This window comes from Marinobacterium sedimentorum, assembly GCF_024267675.1.
In the GTDB taxonomy this organism is placed as follows: domain Bacteria; phylum Pseudomonadota; class Gammaproteobacteria; order Pseudomonadales; family Balneatricaceae; genus Marinobacterium_A; species Marinobacterium_A sedimentorum.
Window position 1 is genome coordinate 120,497 of the sequence record NZ_JALDYX010000005.1, and the last position, 17,668, is coordinate 138,164.

The 17,668-nt window shown below is 60.8% G+C and carries 13 protein-coding genes; 3 read left to right on the forward strand and 10 right to left on the reverse strand.

All coding sequences use genetic code 11. The features are described 5' to 3' along the window. Positions 1-1,446 carry a pyruvate kinase gene (gene pyk / locus MRS74_RS07045; protein WP_254579567.1) on the forward strand — a complete coding sequence of 482 codons (1,446 nt, stop codon included), beginning with the start codon at positions 1-3 and terminating at the stop codon, positions 1,444-1,446. Between the two features lie 57 nt (positions 1,447-1,503). On the opposite strand, the gene MRS74_RS07050 is transcribed toward pyk, so the two are convergent. Continuing rightward, positions 1,504-2,127, reverse strand: coding sequence for a LysE family translocator (locus MRS74_RS07050; protein ID WP_254579568.1), 624 nt, complete (start codon positions 2,125-2,127; stop codon positions 1,504-1,506). A gap of 346 nt (positions 2,128-2,473) precedes the next feature. On the opposite strand from MRS74_RS07050, the gene MRS74_RS07055 reads away from it, so the two are divergent. Beyond that, positions 2,474-3,895, forward strand: coding sequence for an aminotransferase-like domain-containing protein (locus MRS74_RS07055; protein ID WP_254579569.1), 1,422 nt, complete (start codon positions 2,474-2,476; stop codon positions 3,893-3,895). Between the two features lie 198 nt (positions 3,896-4,093). Here MRS74_RS07055 and MRS74_RS07060 read toward each other — a convergent pair whose 3' ends face one another. From MRS74_RS07060 to chvE, 7 genes are all read right to left on the reverse strand, one after another. Continuing rightward, a complete protein-coding gene (locus MRS74_RS07060) occupies positions 4,094-5,602 on the reverse strand; it encodes an aldehyde dehydrogenase (NADP(+)) (protein ID WP_254579622.1) in 1,509 nt (502 codons plus the stop codon). 59 nt (positions 5,603-5,661) lie between these two features. Then, a complete protein-coding gene (gene araD / locus MRS74_RS07065) occupies positions 5,662-7,407 on the reverse strand; it encodes an L-arabinonate dehydratase (protein ID WP_254579570.1) in 1,746 nt (581 codons plus the stop codon). Continuing rightward, a complete protein-coding gene (locus MRS74_RS07070) occupies positions 7,404-8,204 on the reverse strand; it encodes an SDR family NAD(P)-dependent oxidoreductase (RefSeq protein ID WP_254579571.1) in 801 nt (266 codons plus the stop codon). Before MRS74_RS07070 ends, araD begins: the two co-directional genes overlap by 4 nt. Next, entirely contained in the window at positions 8,201-9,166 is a 966-nt protein-coding gene (gene araD1, locus MRS74_RS07075; protein ID WP_254579572.1) for an AraD1 family protein, read from the reverse strand. Before araD1 ends, MRS74_RS07070 begins: the two co-directional genes overlap by 4 nt. An 11-nt stretch (positions 9,167-9,177) precedes the next feature. Beyond that, a complete protein-coding gene (mmsB, locus tag MRS74_RS07080; protein WP_254579573.1) occupies positions 9,178-10,389 on the reverse strand; it encodes a multiple monosaccharide ABC transporter permease in 1,212 nt (403 codons plus the stop codon). A 14-nt stretch (positions 10,390-10,403) separates the two neighbouring features. Further along, complete coding sequence (gene mmsA, locus MRS74_RS07085) at positions 10,404-11,927, reverse strand: multiple monosaccharide ABC transporter ATP-binding protein (protein WP_254579574.1); 1,524 nt, start codon at positions 11,925-11,927, stop codon at positions 10,404-10,406. Between the two features lie 68 nt (positions 11,928-11,995). Further along, the gene (gene chvE / locus MRS74_RS07090) at positions 11,996-13,057 is read right to left on the reverse strand and encodes a multiple monosaccharide ABC transporter substrate-binding protein (RefSeq protein ID WP_254579575.1); all 1,062 of its coding nucleotides are present in this window, start codon (positions 13,055-13,057) and stop codon (positions 11,996-11,998) included. A gap of 178 nt (positions 13,058-13,235) precedes the next feature. On the opposite strand from chvE, the gene MRS74_RS07095 reads away from it, so the two are divergent. Further along, on the forward strand, positions 13,236-14,177 hold the full coding sequence (locus MRS74_RS07095; protein WP_254579576.1) for a LysR family transcriptional regulator: 942 nt from the start codon (positions 13,236-13,238) through the stop codon (positions 14,175-14,177). 138 nt (positions 14,178-14,315) lie between these two features. Here MRS74_RS07095 and MRS74_RS07100 read toward each other — a convergent pair whose 3' ends face one another. Then, positions 14,316-15,785, reverse strand: a complete 1,470-nt coding sequence (locus tag MRS74_RS07100; RefSeq protein WP_254579577.1) for an alanine/glycine:cation symporter family protein — start codon at positions 15,783-15,785, stop codon at positions 14,316-14,318. Between the two features lie 503 nt (positions 15,786-16,288). Further along, positions 16,289-16,564 (reverse strand): hypothetical protein, encoded by a 276-nt coding sequence (locus MRS74_RS07105; RefSeq protein WP_254579578.1) that lies wholly within the window; start codon positions 16,562-16,564, stop codon positions 16,289-16,291. Positions 16,565-17,668: the final 1,104 nt, after the last annotated feature.

Consider the following 17,668-nt stretch of genomic DNA (forward strand, 5'->3'; position numbering starts at 1 on the left):
ATGCGAAGAACCAAGATAGTTGCGACCCTAGGCCCATCCAGCGAAACCCCGGAACAGATCGCCCGCCTGGTGAAAGCCGGCGTTGATGTGGTACGGCTCAACTTCTCCCACGGCAGCGCCGACGAACACCAGCTGCGGGCCGACCGGGTGCGCGAAGCCGCCCGCGCCCAGGGCCGCCATGTAGCCATTCTGGGTGACCTGCAGGGCCCCAAGATCCGCATCTCCCGCTTTGCCGATGGCCCGGTGACCCTGGCCTCGGGCGACAGCTTTATTCTGGATGCCGCCATGGAAAGAGACGCCGGCAACCAGCAACGGGTGGGGATCGACTACAAGGAACTGGTGGATGACTGCAGCGCCGGCGATATTCTGCTGCTGGACGACGGTCGCCTGGTGCTGGAAGTCAGCGCTGTACAGGGACGCGAAATCCATACAAGAGTGCAGATCGGTGGCAAGTTATCGAACAACAAGGGCATCAATCGCCAGGGTGGCGGCCTCTCGGCGGACGCCCTGACCGACAAGGACAAAGCCGATATTCTCTCGGCGGCGAAGATAGGCGTGGATTACCTGGCCGTCTCCTTCCCCCGCAGTGGCGACGACATCCGCTATGCCCGCGAGCTGCTCGAAGCCACCGGCAGCCAGGCCGGCATCATCGCCAAGATCGAACGGGCCGAGGCGGTGAGCTGCACCGAGGTGCTGGATGGGATTATTGACGCCTCCAACGGCGTCATGGTGGCCCGTGGTGACCTGGGTGTGGAAATCGGCGATGCCGAGCTGATCGGCGTGCAGAAACAGATCATCGAACGCGCCCGCAAGCGCAACAAGCTCGTCATCACTGCCACCCAGATGATGGAATCCATGATCAGCAGCCCGATGCCGACCCGCGCCGAGGTCTCGGACGTGGCCAACGCCGTGTTCGATGGCACCGATGCGGTCATGCTGTCGGCCGAAACCGCCGCCGGCGACTACCCGGTGGAAACGGTTGAAGCCATGGTGCGCGTCATTAACGGCGCCGAAAAGCACCCCAGCATGCACAGCTCAAAGCACCGCATCAATCAGGCGTTCACCGAGATCGATGAAACCATTGGTCTGGCTGCCATGTATGCCGCCAACCACCTGGTGGGCGTCAAGGCGCTGATCTGCATGACCGCCACCGGCGCCACGCCGCTACTGATGTCCCGCATGAGCTCGTCGCTGCCGATCTTCGCCCTGGCGCCCAGCGGTGAAACCCTGAGACGCGTGGCCCTGTTCCGCGGTGTGCATCCGCTGGCCTATGACCTGTCGGGCCTCTCCAACGACCAGATCAACCAGCAGGCGGTGGATGCCCTCAAGGTGCTGAACGTAGTGGCCGACGGCGATCTGGTGCTGATCACCAAGGGTGACTACATGAACGTGCACGGCGGCACCAATACACTGAAAGTGGTGCAGGTCGGCCAGCCGATTCACTGATTTCCCAGCCGCAGCCTCTCCCCCGCGTCACCCTGCAATCGCAGGGTGGCGCGCCTGTCACAGCAGAATCAGCACCACGCAGCCGGCGGTAAGCGCCCCCATCAGCAGGTTGAACAGCCGCCAGTGGCCGGCCGTTTTCAGCAGGCGCCCGAGCGCCACACCAAAGCCGGCCCAGAGCGCAATGGACGGCAGGTTCACCAGCCCCATCACGCCTATCACCACCACCACGGACGCGGTAAAGGCATCCCCACCCAGCGTAAAAGACGCTATCGCACTGATCGCCATTACCCAGGCCTTGGGATTGGCAAACTGAAACGCCGCCGCCTGCATAAATGTCATGGGCCTCGTCTCATCGCCATCAAGGCGAACCCTGTTGGGTGGCGGTGCGCTGGCGATCTTCCAGGCCAGCCACAGCAGATAGACACTGCCCACCAGTTTCAAAGCCTGCTGCAGCACCGGCCATTGCTGAAACACCGCATTCAGCCCCAGCGCAACCGCACTCATCAGCACCATGACGCCAATCGAGATCCCCAGCATATGGGGCACAGTGCGGCGAAAGCCGTAGAGCGCACCTGAAGCCGTCAGCATCATGTTATTGGGGCCGGGCGTCGCCGACATGCTGAATGCAAACAGCATCATCGGGCCAACCAGCGCCAGCAATTCCGCCACGGGCGCATTCATGCCCCTTCTCCTGTCCAGAGCCCTGTCGAGAGCCCTGCCCATAGTCGTGCAACCCGGCCTCGCGCGGAGGCCGCACGCGACCGCCCGCGGCAGGTATTTTCAGCACTGGGTCTTTTGATCAACGGCATGGCTCACCTTCCCCGCTCTTGCGAATAGCTATTACGAATACGACTGTGAATCCGCTAAATTGTATGGATACAATCAGGCGTAAATTCGCGATAAAAGTTAAACAATATCGATAGAAGACAGTATTATCCGCAGATCAAAAGGGTTCAATTGTAGATTTGTCATGCATACAATCGATTGTCACCCTCACAATTCAGGCTCTGCCCCGCCGGAGAAGAAAATGACTGTTCAGCAACGTGCGCGATCCCGCTGCCACTGGCTGCCCGAGCTGGAGCGCCACAGCGGCCCGCTCTACAAGGCCCTGGTCGATCAGCTGGCCAGCGATATTGCCAGCGGCACCCTCAAGCCTGGCGACCGCCTGCCGCCCCAGCGTCTGCTGGCGGACGCGCTCCAGGTCACCCTGGGCACCATCACCCGCGCCTATCGCGAAGCAGAACGCCGTGGGCTGCTCGAAGCCCGCATCGGCAGTGGCACCCGTGTGCGCATGCAACAGACTGCGGCCCCCGGGTTTCGTCATCTGTCAGCCGCCAGGGACGACAGCATCGATTTGTCGCTGAGCGTGCCGATAGACAACCCGCTGCGCCAGCAGCAGCTATCGGTGCTGATGGAGCGCCTGGCCGGCAGGCCCGATGTCATTCAGGCCGCACTGAGCTATCAGCCCGAACAGGGCAACAGGGCGCAGCGGGCGAGTCTCGCTGCCTGGCTAAAGAACCAGGGCTTGCCGATGGACGCGGATGAACTGGTGCTGACCGAAGGTGGCCAGCATGCCGACTTCCTGGCGCTGCAGGTGCTGGTCCGGCCCGGCGAAGCCGTGGCCTCCGATGCCCTGACCTACCCGGGCATGATTGCCGCGGCACGCCAGCTGGGTTTGAAGCACCTGCCCGTACCCATGGATTCGCAGGGCATGCGGCCGGATGCCCTCGAGCGACTCTGCCAGCAGCAGCGCATCCGCCTGCTCTACCTGATGCCAGAGCACAACAACCCCACAGGCGCCCATATGAGCCAGGCCCGGCGTGAAGCCATAGTTGCCATTGCGCGGCGCTACGATCTGTTGCTGCTGGAGGATGGGGTTCAGTACGTGGCGCCCGAACATCGCGGCCAGGCCTTCTACCAGCTGGCGCCGGAACGTGCGCTGTACATTTTCAGCGTGTCGAAGATTCTGGCAGGCGGCCTGCGCTTTGGCGCGCTGCGGGCACCTGCCAGCCTGATAACCCAGCTGAGTGCGGGCCTGCGCGCCCAGTGCTGGGCCAGCTCCAGCCTGCCGGGCGCCATTGCCTGCGAATGGCTCTCATGCGGCATGGCCGATACGCTGATCGACTGGCAATGGCAGGAACTGGCGGCCCGCCAGCAGCTCATGCTTGAATGCCTGCAAGGATATGAACTGAACTACCACCCCTGCGGTTTGCACGCCTGGCTGGCGCTGCCGGACCCCTGGCGAGCGGTCGAGTTTGTCCAGCGTGCCGCAGAACGGGGTGTCACCCTGATCGGCGCCGAGCCCTTTTGCGTCGGCAGCCAGCCCGCGCCTCAGGCGGTGCGAATCTGCATCACACCGCCGCCTTCCCGGGAGCAGCTAAAAATTGCGCTGGAGCGCCTGAAGGAGTTGCTGCACGAAGGCCCGCCGCTGAAGGCTCTGCTGGTGTAAAAAGACCCAGCGGAAATCCGCACCAAGACGGCACTCCGGGCACGGCGATACGACCGCAGGATGCGGCCCATCGAGAAAAGCAAAGCCAAATAACAGAATGCGCAGAACAAACAAAAGAACGCCGTGCAATGATGAGATGCCGCGGCGACACTGCTGGCCAGCAATATCGCCACGTAAAGGGATGGAATTAGCCGAAGGTTAGCGCAGGTCCGCCGGCAGGATGTCCAGCGGGATATTCTGGTAGCACACCGGGCGCAGGAAGCGGCGGATCGACAGGGTACCGACCGAGGTGGCACCGAAGTTGGTCGAGGCCGGGTAAGGCCCGCCATGCACCATGGTGTCGGACACCTCTACCCCGGTGGGAAAGCCGTTGGCCAGCACGCGGCCGGCCTTGCGTTCGAGAATCGGCAGCAGGCGCTGCGCCTGTGCCCTGTCGGCGCTGTCCAGCTGCAGGGTACAGGTCAGCTGCCCCTGCAGCGCGCGAGCGACGGTGAGCATTTGGTTGAAATCTGCCACCTTCACCACCAGCCCCACCGGACCAAACACCTCTTCACCCAGCACCTCGTTTGCAAGCCAGGCCGTGCCGGTGGTTTCGTACAGGGAGGGTGTGGCTTCACGCAGGCTGCACTGGGTCGACATAAGGTCCTGCACGCCATCCGCCTGCTGCAATCGGCGGGCACCGCTGCGATACGCCTCGGCAATGCCATCGGTCAGCATGGTCTGGGTAGCGACCGCTGCCAGCGCCTGCCTGGCCTCTGCAACAAAGGCATCCGCATCGGGCCCTGCGATCACAATCGCCAGGCCCGGGTTGGTACAGAACTGGCCGGCACCCATGGTCAGCGCGCCCGCCCAGCCGCTCGCCAGGGCCGATGCCCGCGCCGACAGTGCCTGGGGCAGCAGGAACATCGGATTCACCGACCCCAGCTCGCCGAAGAACGGAATGGGCTCGGGACGCTGCGCACAGAGATCAAACAGGGCACGCCCGCCCCCCAGGCTGCCGGTAAAACCCACGGCCCTGATCAGCGGATGCTGCACCAGCGCCTGGCCCAGATCCCGACTGCCCCCCTGAATCAGCGAGAACACGCCCGGATGCACATCACAGGCCTTGCACGCCGCCTCGATGGCCTGGGCCACCAGTTCTCCGGTGCCCGGATGCGCCTCGTGTCCCTTGACCACCACCGGGCAGCCCGCGGCCAGCGCCGCCGCGGTATCGCCGCCGGCCACTGAAAAGGCCAGCGGAAAGTTGGAGGCGCCAAACACGGCCACCGGGCCTATGGGCCGCTGCATCAGGCGCAAATCAGGACGCGGCAAGGGCGCACGGTCCGGCAATGCTGCATCGTATTTGCGATCCAGATAGTCACCGGATTCGATATGTTGCGCGAACAGGCGCAGCTGGCCGACGGTGCGTCCGCGCTCGCCGATCAGACGGGCTTGCGGCAGACCGGTTTCCTGGCAGCCAATCTCGGTGATGGCATCGCCACGGGCATCAATTTCATCGGTGATGCGCCTGAGCAAGGCTGCCCGCTCGGCACGGCTGCTGTAGCCATAACTTTCAAAGGCGGCTTCCGCGGCCTGGGCCGCGGTATCGACCATGGCCGGCGTGCCGGCGGAAAATTCGCGGGCCGGGCCAAAGGCCGGTGCCGACATGAAGCGGGTGTCGCCGGACACCCAGTGCCCTGCCAGGTAGTGCTTGCCTGTTAACATCATCAAATACTCAACTCTCGTTACAGCGGGAAATCAGAAACCGGGCTTTGCGGCTTCAGGCATCAGTGGCTGTCCTTGGGGACCGCAGCCCCGCGGCAACCGCGCAGAAAATCGAAATCCGCACCGGTATCGGCGCCCTGTACATGGTCGTGGAACAGCTTGATATAACCGCTGGCGGGAGGCTCCTGGGGGACCGACCACTCGGCCAGCCGGCCTGCCAGCTCTTCGTCGCTGATGTCCAGGTGCAGGCGGCGGTTTTCGACATCCAGCTCGATCATGTCACCATCACGCACCACGGCCAGAGGGCCGCCCATGGCCGCTTCGGGCGAGGTATGCAGCACCACGGTGCCATAGGCCGTACCGGACATGCGGGCATCCGAAATGCGCACCATGTCCTTGATGCCCTTGCGCAATACCTTGGGCGGCAGGCCCATGTTGCCAACCTCGGCCATACCGGGATAACCCCTGGGGCCGCAGTACTTGAGCACCATGACGCAGTGCTCGTCGATATCCAGGGACTCGTCGTTGATGCGCGCCTTGTAATCGTCAATCCCCTCGAACACCACCGCACGGCCGCGATGCTGCAGCAAGTGGGGCGAGGCGGCCGAAGGCTTGAGCACCGCACCTTTGGGGGCCAGGTTTCCGCGCAGCACGGCAATGCCACCCTTGGCCGTCAGGGCCTTTTCAACCGGACGGATGACGTCATCGTTCCAGTTGCGCACATCCTTGACGTCATTCCAGATCGGCTGGCCGGATACGCTGATGGCATCCTTGTGCAGCTTGCCGCCCTCACCCAGCATGCGCATGACCACCGGCAGACCGCCGGCATAGAAGAACTCTTCCATCAGGTATTTGCCGGAGGGCATCAGATTGACGATGGTCGAAATGTCCTGCCCCAGCTTGTCCCAGTCATCCAGCGTCAGGTCGACGCCGATACGTCCGGCAATGGCCAGCAGGTGGATCACGGCATTGGTGGAACCGCCGATGGCACCGTTAACCCGAATGGCGTTCTCGAACGCCTGGCGCGTCAGGATGTCGGACGGCTTGAGGTCGTCCTTCACCATCTGTACGATGCGCCGCCCGGTGAGGTGCGCCATCACGCGGCGTCGGCTGTCCACCGCCGGAATGGCCGCATTGCCGGACAGGGCCATGCCCAGTGCTTCGGCCATGCTCGCCATGGTGCTGGCCGTGCCCATGGTGTTGCAGGAACCTGACGAGCGGGACATCGCCTGTTCGGCGTCCAGAAAGTCTTCCTGGGTCATGGTGCCGGCCTTTATCTCTTCCGACATCTGCCACAGTGCCGTGCCGGAGCCGACCCGCTCACCACGGAACCAGCCATTGAGCATGGGGCCACCGGACACCATGATCGCCGGGATATCCACGCTGCTGGCGCCCATCAGCAGCGCCGGTGTGGTCTTGTCACAGCCGGCCAGCAGCACCACGCCATCCAGCGGATTGGCCCGCAGCGCTTCCTCGACATCCATGGCCGCCAGGTTGCGGTACATCATGGCGGTGGGACGCAGCGAGCTTTCGCCGGCCGAGAACACCGGAAATTCCAGCGGCAGTCCGCCCGCCTCATAAATGCCATGCGCCACCCGCTCCGCCAGATCGCGCAGATGGGCATTGCACGGGGTCAGCTGGGACCAGGTATTGCAGATGCCGATCACCGGACGGCCGTCGAACAGATCCGCCGGCAGGCCCTGGTTTTTCATCCAGCTGCGATGATAGATGTGGTCCCGCGATGTACCGCCAAACCATTCTGTGGAGCGCAGTTTGCGCGGCCATGCTGCGGGTTTGAAATCGCTCATACCCAGCCTCCGTCAACAATGAAATTCTGTGCAGAGCACATGGACGCGGCATCGGACGCCAGAAACAGCGCCATGTCGGCGATATCCTCCGACACCACCGAACCCGCCATGCACTGACTGCGCTTGATCAGTTCCTTGGCACTCTCGTCAACCCACAACTGCAGCTGTTTCTCGGTCATGACCCAGCCCGGCACCAGGGTATTGACACGAATCCTGTCGCCACCCAGCTCCCGGGCCAGGCCCCGCGTCATGCCATGCACTGCCGCCTTGCTGGCGGCATACACCGGATAACCCGCGGTGGCCATCATCCAGCCCACCGAGCCGAAGTTGATAATGGAGCCGCCACCGGCCTTGCGCATCATCGGCGCCACCGCCTGGGCGGCAAACATCGCATGCTTGAGATTCACCGAAACCAGCGCATCGAACTGCTCAAGGCCCAGGGAATCCAGCGAATGGCGCACATCGTTGGCCGCGTTGTTGGCCAGCACGGTAATGGGGCCATACTGCTCAGCCACCTGCTGAATCACCTGCTGATAGGCCTGCACATCCGTGATGTCACACAACTTGAACTGCACCTCATGACCTTCAGCCTGCAGCTGGCGTTGCAGCGCCTGCCCCGGGGCATCGGCCAGATCCACGAAGGCGGTGCGGGCGCCCTGGCGGGCAAAGGCCTCGACCAGCGCCCTGCCAATTCCGGTAGCACCGCCGGACACCAGCACAGTGCGCCCCTTCAGATCCGGATAGATGGCCTTGAGGCCGCTCCTGGCCCCGAGCTCCTGGCCTGCCTGCGTCGTCATAACGTCCGTACCTCCACATCATGGGCCTCATCGACCTTAAGCGGATTGCGCAGCGTCAGGCCAAAGTCCTCGGCTTCAATTTCAAACCGGTCGCCCGCCTGCGTCACGATGCCGTCGGCCACCGACAGGGTCGCGGTGCCGAACATGTGCACGTGCAGGTCGCCGGGCTCGCGAAAGAGTCCGTACTTGAAGTGGTGCTGTTCCAGGTTCGCAATACTGTGGGACATGTTGTCCTCGCCCGACAGGAAAGGCTTTTCCCACAGCACCTGACCGTCGCGCACAATGCGCGAGGTACCGCGAATATCACGCGGCAACTCCCCCACAAGCAGCTCGGGGCCGAAGGAGGCCGGGCGCAGCTTGGAGTGGGCCAGGAACAGATAGTTAAGCCGCTCAGTGACGTGATCGGAAAACTCGTTGGCCAGCGCAAAACCGATGCGATGGGGCCTACCCTGAGGCCCAATCACATAGACACCGGCAATCTCCGGCTCTTCACCGCCATCCAGCGCAAAGGACGGTGACGACAGCGCCTCACCCGGCGCCATCGCCACGGCACCCGTGCCCTTGTAGAACCATTCCGGCTGCACGCCAGCCTCGCCGGGGGCGGGTTTGCCGCCCTCGATTCCCATTTTGAACATCTTCATCGAGTCACTCATGCCCTCCCCCGAGGCATGCATGGCGTCGCGGGTCGAGGCCGAGCCCAGATGCGTAAGTCCCGTGCCGGTGAGAAACATGTGCGCCGTATCGGGGTGGCGCACCGGGCAGTCGAGCCGGCCCTGTTCCGCCAGGGCCAGCAGGTCAACCGGCTCGCCGAGGCCATGCAGCTGAATAATGTGCTCCAGACTGGTACCGGCGGCGATGGCCTCCATGGCCAGCCCATAGGTGCTGCCGGCATTCCTTACCAGGCGCGCGTCGTCGCCCTGGCGGCAGATTACGCCACCGTCTTTTAACTGAGAAAGATGCATCTGCGCACTCCTTAGCGGGACTTGTTCTTGTTGTAGACATCGAAAATGACGGCTGCCAGCAGCACCAGACCCTTGATCACCTGCTGCCAGTCGATGCCAATTCCCAGAATCGACATGCCGTTGTTCATGACGCCCATGATGAAGGCACCGACCACGGCACCAATAATCTTGCCGACACCGCCGGACATGGACGCGCCACCGATAAAGACCGCGGCAATCACATCCAGCTCGAACGCCACTCCGCCCTTGGGCGTCGCGGTATTGAGCCGCGCAGCAAAGATCAGCCCGGCCAGGGCCGCGAGCATGCCCATGTTGGCAAAGGTCAGGAAAGTCAGGCGTTCGGTGTTGATGCCCGACAGCCTGGCAGCCTTTTCGTTACCGCCCAGCGCATAGATGCGCCGGCCGATGGTCGTGCTGTTGGTCAGGAAGGTGTAGGCCGAGATCAGCACCGCCATGGTGATCAGCACGTTCGGCAGACCGCGATAGGTCGCCAGCAGGTAGGAGATAAAGATAATGGCGGCGGCAATCAGAGCGTTCTTGGCCACAAAGAAGCTGAAGGGCTCGTCTTCAATGCCGAATTTCATCGCCCGTGAACGCGAGCGCGCCGCCAGCATCACGATCGCTGTGGCCGCGACCACCCCCAGCAGGATGGCCGTAACGTTGGGTCGCCCGGCGCCGAACAGGTCCGGTACGAAACCGGTGCTCAGCAGCTGAAAGTTTTTCGGGAAGGGCCCCACCGACTGGCCTTCCAGCAGTGCCAGCGTCAGGCCTCGAAACACCAGCATCCCGGCCAGGGTCACAATGAACGAGGGTATTTTCCAGTAGGCAATCCAGTAGCCCTGGGCCGCCCCGATCAGAAAGCCGACCAGCAGGCAAACCGGCACCACCAGCAGTGGCGGCAGATTCCATTCCACCATCATGACCGCCGCCAGGGCGCCGATGAAACCTACCACCGAACCGACCGACAGATCGATATGCCCGGCCACGATCACCAGCAGCATGCCGATGGCCATGATAATGATGTAACTGTTCTGCAAAAACAGGTTGGTCAGGTTGACCGGACGCATCAGGGTGCCGTCGGTCAGAAACTCGAACAGCGCCATGATGACCACCAGCGCCAGCAGCATGCCGTAATCGCGCAGATGGTTCGCCAGGTAAGCGCCAACAGACGGCCTGGCCTGTGGCACCGGGCCTGCCTCGCTCAGGGGTTTAGCTTGTTCCATAGTCTTTACTCCGCTTATGCCGTCACGATCATGGACATGATTTTTTCCTGGCTGGCTTCTGTTGCCGCCAGCTCGCCAAGGAAAGCGCCTTCGTTCATGACATAGATGCGATCACAGATACCCAGCAGCTCGGGCATCTCGGACGAGATCACGATCACGCCCTTACCCTCGTCAGCCAGCTGGTTAATGATGCTGTAGATTTCGAATTTCGCGCCGACATCGATGCCCCTTGTAGGCTCATCCAGAATCAGCACGTCGGGCTGGGTGAACAGCCACTTGCTCAGTACCACCTTCTGCTGGTTGCCACCGGACAGGTTCATGACCTTCTGAAATACGCTCGGCGTACGGATACTCAGGGCCTTGCGGTAATCCTCGGCAACGCGCCGCTCCCGGGTATCGTCGATGACGCCGCGCGTCGAGACCCCCTCGAGATTGGCCAGGGTGGTGTTGCGCAGAATGGTTTCATCCAGCACCAGCCCCAGCTCCTTGCGATCCTCGGTCACATAGGCCAGGCCATTGGCCACCGCCTTGCTGACCGTGGATACATCCACCGGCTGGCCCTTGAGCTGCACCGTGCCGCTGATGTTCTGGCCATAACTCTTGCCAAACAGGCTCATGGCGAACTCGGTGCGCCCGGACCCCATCAGGCCCGCAATGCCGACCACTTCACCGGCCGCCACCCGCAGATTGATATCGTGAATCACCTGGCGTTCGGCAGACTCGGGGTGCCAGACGTTCCAGTTGGCCACCTCCAGCAAGGTGGCGCCGATATTGGGCGTACGGTGCGGATAACGGTGCTCCATGTCCCGGCCGACCATGCCGCGAATAATGCGGTCTTCACTGATTTCCTCGTTGTGACAATCCAGCGTGGCTACCGCCATGCCATCGCGAATGACCGTGATGGTGTCGGCGACCCGGCTGATCTCGTTCAGCTTGTGGGAAATCAGAATCGACGAAATGCCCTGCGCCTTGAACTCCAGCAGCAGATCCAGCAGCTTCTGGCTGTCGTTTTCCTGCAGCGCCGCCGTGGGTTCGTCCAGAATCAGCAACTTGACCTTCTTGGACAGCGCCTTGGCGATCTCCACCAGCTGCTGCTTGCCCACGCCCAGCTTGCCAATATGGGTGGAAGACGACTCCGTCAGGCCAACCTTGCGCAGCAGCGCTTCGGTATTCGAATACACCTGGGGCCAGTCGATAATGCCCTTGTCGGCAATTTCGTTGCCCAGGAAAATGTTTTCCGCAATCGAGAGCTGCGGCACCAGCGCCAGCTCCTGGTGAATGATGATGATGCCCTGGTCTTCGCTGTCGGAAATACCGCCGAACGCCACTGTGCTGCCTTCGTAGACGATATCGCCGTCATAGCTGCCATGGGGATAGACGCCGCTGAGCACCTTCATCAGGGTGGACTTGCCGGCGCCGTTCTCACCGCACAGGGCATGGATTTCACCGCGCCTGACCTTGATACTGACGTCGCTCAGCGCCTTCACACCGGGAAAGGTCTTGGTGATGCCGCGCATCTCCAGAATGATGTCTTGCATAGAAATAACCCGATCATGCTGGCCCGCCGGAGTACCCGGCGGGCCAAGTTACGTGCAGTTGCAGTGACTTACTTGATCTGATCCATGCTGTAGTAACCGCTGCCGATCAGGACGTCTTCCCAGTTGGAGGCATCAACCGGAACCGGCTCCAGCAGATAGGAGGGCACGACTTTTACGCCGTTGTCATAGGTGGTGGTGTCATTGATCTCGGGTTCGGTGCCGGCCAGCACGGCCTCAACCATGCCCACGGTCACACGGGCCAGCTCGCGGGTATCCTTGAACACGGTGGAATACTGTTCACCGGCCAGAATGGATTTGACCGACTGCACTTCGGCATCCTGGCCAGACACAACCGGCATGGCCATATCGCCGGAGCCGTAACCCACACCTTTGAGCGACGACAATATGCCGATGGACAAGCCATCGTAGGGCGACAGTACACCCTGCACCTTCTTGTCGGTGTAATGGGCCGACATCAGGTTATCCATGCGCGCCTGGGCCACGGCACCATCCCAGCGCAACGTACCCACGGTATCCATGCCCATCTGGCCGGACACAATCACGATCTCACCGGAATCGATCAGCGGCTGCAGTACCGACATGGCGCCGTTGTAGAAGAAGTAGGCATTATTGTCGTCCGGCGAGCCACCGAACAGTTCAACGTTGTAAGGCCCCGGGCCGCGCTTTTTCATGCCTTCCACCAGGGTGGATGCCTGCTGCACGCCAACCTTGAAGTTGTCGAAGGTGGCGTAGTAATCCACGTACTCGCTTTCACGGATCAGCCGATCATAGGAAATGACCTTGATGTCTGAGGCATGGGCGTTTTCCAGCGCGTTGGACAGGGTGGTACCGTCGATTGCCGCGATCACCAGCACGTCTACCCCCTTGACGATCATGTTCTCGATTTGGGCCAGCTGGTTGGGAATATCATCCTCGGCATACTGCAGATCCGCCTTGAATCCCGCGGCCTCCAGCTGCTTGATCATGGAGTCGCCATCGGAGATCCAGCGCGCCGAGGATTTGGTGGGCATCGAAATCCCGACATAACCTTTTTCGGCCGCGAACGCGGCGCCGGACAGCATGGCGGTACCAATTGCGATGGTGGCCATGAGTTTCTTGAAGTGTTTCATTAGCTTCTCCAGTGTTGCGACCGCCACCGAACCTGAATCCGGCCTGCCGAGCGCACATTATTTTTATCATTGAGCCAATTGAGCCAATTGAGCCCCCTCAAGATAGTGCGCCAAAGGCATACCAATCAAATTCATTTTATGTATAAATACATACCAAATTTGATATGACGGATATTTTATGGACCTCGGAGTCGCCAGAAACCTGAAGATCAGCCAGCTGCGCCTGATCAGCGCCATTGCCGAACATGGCCAGATTCGCCTGGCCGCCGATGAGCTTGCCATCACCCAGCCGGCGGCATCACGCCTGCTGGCGGACACGGAACAGAACCTGGGGGCCAAGCTGTTCGAGCGGCACCCCAAGGGCATGGTGCCGACGCTGATCGGCCGCGCTTTGACGCAGCGGGCGCACAAGCTGCTGGTGGAACTGCGGGATCTGTCCAGGGACCTGCACGAACTGAAAAGCGGCGAAGGGGGCACGGCTACCGTGGGTGCCGTAACAGGCGCGGCGGTGGGTTTCGTCATTCCGGCCATCAACCAGCTCAAGGCAACCTCGCCCAAGGCCGATATCCATGTCAATGTCGAAGCCAGCGAGGTGCTGGTGCGGGATCTGATTGGGGGCAAGAACGACTTCGTACTGGCGCGGCTGCCGCCGGACTTCAACGCCAACGAGTTCGAGCTGATGCCGGCGCGCACCGAAACCGTGAAACTGATGGTACGCGAAGATCACCCGCTGGCGCGAGCGACGGAGGTGTCGATCGGCGACCTGACGCACTATGAGTGGGTCATGCAAACCCATCGCGCCCCCATCCGCGAAGCGGTTGACTCAGCCTTTCTGCAAGCCCGGGCTGAACTGCCCACCAATATCATCAACACCACCTCGCTGCTGGCGATGATCGCCGTGCTGGTGTCGACCTCGGCCATTGCCCCGCTGGCCAGCGAAGTCTCGGACCTGCTGATCGGCAACCGGGTCGGGGCCAAACTCAGCGTGTTGCCGGTCAAGAGGCCCATAGTGCTGACACCCTACTACCTGCTGCTGGTCAAGGGCCGCCAGCTCTCCCCCATCGCCAACCGCCTGCGGGCCCTGGTCAACGCCGAGCTGAACCGCGGCAGCAGGCGTTAGCGACCGGCACCTCGCCCGGGCAATCACGCTATGACGCGCATTCAGGGTTTCGAAGAACGCAAAAACCCGCAAACGGTCTGGCCGTTTGCGGGTTGGCTGGTATCAGCTGAAATCAGCTGGAATGGAAAAGCTCGGGATTTACTTGCTGACGCCGGCCGCGACGCTTACCGGCGGGCGAACCGGCTGGCGGTCTTCCGGCTCGATGTCCCAGGCTGCAGGGTCGACATTCATGTCGGCGAACTTGCCGGCATCGAAGATCGGCTGTTCGATACCTGCGCTGATCTGGTTATCGAAGTCGCGCATGATGCGCAGGCCCGGCTTGATCAGCATGATCAGGGCGATCAGGTTGGCCACCGCCAGCAGGCCCATGGTTACATCGGCAAAGGCGAACACAGTGCCAAGATCCGTGGTGGCGCCCCAGCATACCAGGCCGATAATGGCGACACGGAAACCGTTGAACAGGTTCTGGTTGTCGTCGGTGAAGTAGTTGATGCTGTTTTCGCCCAGATAGTAGTTGTACAGAATGGTGCTGAAACCGAACAGCAGCAGCGCAATGCTGACGAAGCTGCGACCCCATTCACCGACGTGCTCTGCCAGGGATGCCTGGGTCAGCGCAACACCGCCGATATCGCTGGTGCTGGCCGGGTCATAGACGCCGCTGAGCAGGATGATGAAGGCCGTGGCCGAGCAGATGATCAGGGTGTCGATGAACACCGAGAACGACTGCACGATGCCCTGGTTGGCCGGGTGCGGCACATAGGCCACCGCCGCCACGTTGGGTGCACTGCCAAGACCGGCTTCGTTGGAGAACAGGCCGCGCTTGAGACCCATCATGATGGCCGCACCGATACCGCCGCCGATGGCCGGTTCAAGGCCGAAGGCACTTTTGACGATCAGCATGAAGACATCGGGAATGCGTTCCAGGTTCATGCCCAGTACCACCAGGGCGATGAGGATGTAGCCGCCGGCCATGACCGGTACCAGCACTTCCGAGACCTTGGCGATACGCTTGACGCCGCCGAAGATGATCAGGCCGACGATCATGGCCAGGCCAATACCGGAATAGAACACAGGCACGCCAAAGGCATCTTCAAAGGAGGTGGCTACAGCGTAGGACTGCAGGGCGGTAAAGCCGAAACCGAAGGTGAGCAGCAGCAGTACGGAGTAAAGACCTGCCAGCCATTTCCAGTTGCTGCCCAGACCGCGGGCGATGTAGTAGGCAGGGCCGCCACGGTAGGTGCCGTCCGGTTCCGCCTGCTTGTAGGCCTGGGCCAGAGTACATTCCAGGTAGCTGGTGGCCATGCCCATCAGGCCGACCATCCACATCCAGAAGATGGCGCCCGGGCCACCGAGGGTGATGGCGACGGCGACGCCGGCGATATTACCGCCACCGACACGGCCGGCGACCGACAGCAGCAGCGCCTGGAAGGAACTCAGGTGACCGTGCTGGTCCTTTTTGAACGCCTGGCTGGCGCTGAGGATCCGGAACATGCGTCCGAAGTAGCGAAACTGTACAAAGCGCGATGCCACAGTAAAGCCGATACCGACTGCGATCAGCAGGGCAATCAGGACCTTGCCCCAGAGAATGTCGTTAAGAAAATCCAGCATCGGAAAACTCCGCTGTTTTATTGTTGAGTGAAGTGCGAGCCCGTATAAATTTCAGGACTGCACGAATAGCCTTTGAACGCGCGGGAAGGCCGCCATGGCCGCAAGACAGACCCGAGGCCCTGCCCGTTTCCCGGCACATCGGAAAACGCAAATCCCGGCATGCCGTTGGTGACGCCACATGAAAACCAGCCCGCTGCCTGGCGGCATCCCTTCGGGCGCAGCTGTCCAGCATCGCTACCGAATTCAGTAGCGCTGCAAGTCATCCAGCGATCTTCCTTGTGCTGACGTGCTGACGTGCTGACGTTGAACGCTAATGAATGCCACAGGCAGCTACGCGTCCAACTGAATAATGCAAGCAGGGTGCCAGCTCCATAGATAATGGATAACTCATTGTTTTTAATAAACTAAGCAGAAAAAAAGACGGCCGCTTCGAACCTCGAAGGGTTATAACCAAAGGCGCCAAGCTGTCACAAAAAAACAATAACTACCTTACAATCAATAGGTTATAGATAAAACGCCAGGTTATAGAGAATGCGCAGGTTATAGGGGTTCGAAACCCCTACCCCTTGCCCCGCCGACAGCTTTTTCAGGCGCTGACGCAATGCCGGCTGCGAGTCACCCAGCGGCCAGGATGCGATGGACTGATTGCCCTCCGGCGCATCGCCTCCACCACCAGCAGGTCGTGCCGCGCCGGCGGCGACAAGAACAGAGCGTCCTTGCGGCGGCTCAGGATTCAGGCCTATCTGCTTCTGGTCAATGGCGCGCTTGAAGACCTCCATCACGGCATCCGCAAGCGATGCCCGTTCGCACAGGCACTGCAGGCTACCATTTTACTGTTGCACGCTATATGCAGCTTATAAGGGCCCCTTTTTCCGCCATCCTGCGTTGTTCGTTGTCGCCATAGCCCCACTGCGCATCACGCCTTGGCTGGCGAAAAATTGGCAGGATTGCCAATTTACACAGCGTTAGCTGCCCACCGGGCAAGCTACAGGGATGTAGCTTGTGAATAGTGGTTCTATTTAACGCAAAACAGCACAAAAAGCAGCCCCTCTTATTGTTAAAGAGTCAGGTGAAGCGCAGTAGGTTAAGTATTGTCGGACAACCTTCTAAATATACACCCACCATAACGGCATACCGCTGAAAAACATGACGATCACTGTCGAGATCGAATCGGATCTATAATGCGGATCGGAGAGTATGAGGTTAAGCAGTAAGCATACGAGTGGCCAGGGGAGGAAAACGACCAGGGTACCCAGCACATTATTTTGGCTGGACAGAAAAATTACAGGCTGCAGAACAATGCAAACACTGAGCAACCAGTAAACAGTGAAGCTCATGATAACGACGCGGCCCTGGGCCGTACCCATCAAAGCCTCCTTGACGAAAATAAGAAGGGGCTTGTTCTCTAAATCCATGTGTCGTCCTTGCGTTGCAACAACCCGTTAGGGAACCTATGAATAAGTCCCAATGAGTCTCTGGCTTTCAGCGCGATCCGAAATCGAGGCGCAGTTTCGATAGCATGCCGGGGCCTGTCGAGAAGCTGCAACAAAGAGTCCGGGTCGCGCTGAAAGCCCCGTAGGGCGGGCCCTGAAGCATACATCTGCGTTGTTGCAGCGCTTGACAAGGACTAAGGCCATTGCCTGCACACTGCGCCTAGCAGCTGCACGCTTCAGGACCCGCAGAGGACAACTGGGACTTGTTCATAGGTTCCTTAGGCAGGTGTGATGCCTTTTATATTTTTATTTAAAAAAGCCATCATTTACCGCGGCCACAAGCTTTTTCCCTAATGATGTTCACAGCGCTGCACGGCCTTTGGCAATGCGACTGTTTATATCGAATACCTTTTATTTAGATACATTATTTTCTTTCCAACTGTGCCCATC